At 69.9% G+C, this 2275-nt stretch carries 2 protein-coding genes; one reads left to right on the top strand and one right to left on the bottom strand.

Features of this window, described 5'->3' with window-relative positions; translation table 11 throughout:
• Positions 1-63: 63 nt before the first annotated feature.
• Positions 64-1002, bottom strand: coding sequence for a proteasome assembly chaperone family protein (locus tag AC08OO_RS03465; protein WP_476618226.1), 939 nt, complete (start codon positions 1000-1002; stop codon positions 64-66).
• Positions 1003-1360: 358 nt separating this feature from the next.
• On the opposite strand from AC08OO_RS03465, the gene AC08OO_RS03460 reads away from it, so the two are divergent.
• Complete coding sequence (locus AC08OO_RS03460; RefSeq protein WP_476618225.1) at positions 1361-2164, top strand: hypothetical protein; 804 nt, start codon at positions 1361-1363, stop codon at positions 2162-2164.
• Positions 2165-2275 lie beyond the last annotated feature (111 nt).

The following is a 2275-nucleotide window of genomic DNA, read 5'->3' as shown; positions in this document are numbered from 1 at the left end:
GCGGAGGGCGGGCCGGTCAGGCTGGTGGGATCCGAATCCCTGACCCGAGTCAGGGATTCGGGATCAGGGATTCGGGGTGGGACCGTCCGGTTCGGTCTGCTCGGCGAGGAAACGCTCCAAGGCCTCGCCGAGTTCGTCGGCGGTCGGCAGCGGCTGGACGTCGTCCGCGGCCGGCAGGCTCGGCCCGCGCCGTCCGCGCTGGTAGGCGTCGTACTGCTCTTCCAGGGCGCTGACCAGCGCGGCGGCCTCACCGCCCCCGGCGATCTGGCTGTCGACCTCGTCCTGGATGGCAACCGCGGCGGAGCGCAGCCCGTCCAGCGGGAGCAGGAGCCCGGTCGCCTTCGACACCGAGGTCAGCAGGACCTCGGTGGCCGCCGGATAGGTCGTCTGCGCCAGGTAGTGCGGGACGTGAGCGGCGAAACCCATCGCATCCCGGCCTTCCCGCCCGAGCTCGAATTCCAGCAGGTGGCCGGCGCTGCCGGGGACCTGTAGCCGGCGCAGCCAGGGCTCGTACCCCACGATGAGGTCCTTACGGGTCGCGTGCGCGCTCACCACCGACGGGCGGGTGTGCGGCACCGCCATCGGAATCGCGTTCAGCCCGACCGTCAGACGGACGCCGAGCCGGGCCACGAGGCCTCGCAGCGCCACCGTGAACCGCTTCCACTGCAGGTCTGGCTCGGGCCCGGCCAACAGCAGGAACGGAGTGCCCGCCTCGTCCCGCAACAGGTACAGCGCGAGGACGGGATCCTCGTAGCTTTCCCAGCGATCCTCGGAGAAGACCATGGTCGGCCGGCGGGACCGGTAGTCGAGCAACTGGTCGATGTCGAAAGTGGCGAGCAGCTGGTGGTCGAGCGCGGTCATCAGGTGCTCACCGGCCAGGCTGACCGCGCTGCCAGCGTCGACCACCCCGGTCATCGCCTCCAGCATGACGGGACGGCCGAGATCGATCGAACCGCCGGCCAGATCCTCGGCAAGATCGTAAAGTGCATCGGGATCAAGCACGGGTTGAGGTCCTCCTTACGCCACGGGTCGCGTCCGTCCTCAGGAAGAAGCGTGGCGCGCGCCTCCTCATTCCACCGGCTTGTTCCACGGGCCTGTCGCGGCCCGGGGGTGCCAGCGAGCCTCGTCACACAGGCGATGCGACAATTTTACCGGTAAGGAGCGATTCGCCGGTGGGTGATGACGGGCTGTTATCTCAATCCCGCTAGGCTGCCAGGAACGCTCCGGGGCCGGATCTGCCGTGGTGACCAGGCCCAGCGGCCTAAGGTGGCCGGGCCCGACTGAGCAGGAACCCGACTGGACGAATCGGCGTGGTGTGTCCGGTCGTCATGCACATCCGCGCGGCGGAAGGCGGCACGGGATGATCGAAGCGCAGGGATTCACGGCCTCACCGGGGCATCCCGACCTCGGACGGCCTGGTAGCGGTCTGGACGCCGTCGACGTGCGCCGGATTGAGGCCGTGTGCGCGCCGCTGCGCGCGTTGCGCACCGAGGGTCTCCTCGCCGGCCTGTTCGACGGCCTTGACGAGGCGGCGGCCCTCGTCGATCTGGTGGCACGGTACTGCGTCTTGGACCACGCGGCGCTGCTGATCGCCGTGGACGACTTCGAGGCCGCGCTCGCGGCGTTGCCCGCTCTCGGAGTGCGGCCGAGCGCGCTGGTGCCCAGCGTCATCGTGAAGGCCCGGCTGGCCGAGCGCTACGCGGTGCGCGCAGAGCTGCTCGACGTGCGTCTCACCCACGCCGCGCTGCGGTCCGATGCGGGCGCGGACCGCACGTTGGAGATCTTCATGCTCCGGCGGACACCTGGACTACCGGCCGGGCTCATCGAGCAGGAACGCGTGTTCGAGCTCGAGCGGCACTTCGCGATGCGGCTGCCGGACCCAAATCCGATCATCATCGAGGGACTGCGCTGGGTGTTGCGGACCCGGGCCGAGTTCCACTGGGACGGTGGCGGCTACAACCCGCATGACCGGCCGGCTGCCGGAGGTACGAGCGTGCTGTACTTTCTGCGTCTCGCGCCGGACGGCAAGGGAGGTGTCTGTCGCGAGCGGCTGGAAATCAAGTTCTTCGGCGATTTCTCCGCCATCGCGGACACACATCTCGCCCCGTGCGCCGACGGCGCGCCCTCGTGGGAGGTGCCGCCCGGTGCGCCGCACGCATGGTAAACCCGCCCACGTGGGGTGTGACCAGCACGCCGGGCGCCCGCCACAGCGGTGACCCCACTGGAGGACGAGCACGACTCAGGCCCCCCACCTCCTCAGGCCCCCCACCTCCTC

This window comes from Frankia sp. CeCAU1 (genome assembly GCF_977971845.1).
Note: the sequence above shows the minus strand (reverse complement) of the source record. Positions and strands in the feature narration are given on the sequence as shown.

Excerpts from the sequence above, each read along its gene's own strand:
- AC08OO_RS03460 (WP_476618225.1), top strand. The coding sequence starts at position 1,361 with ATGATCGAAGCGCAGGGATTCACGGCCTCACCGGGGCATCCCGACCTC.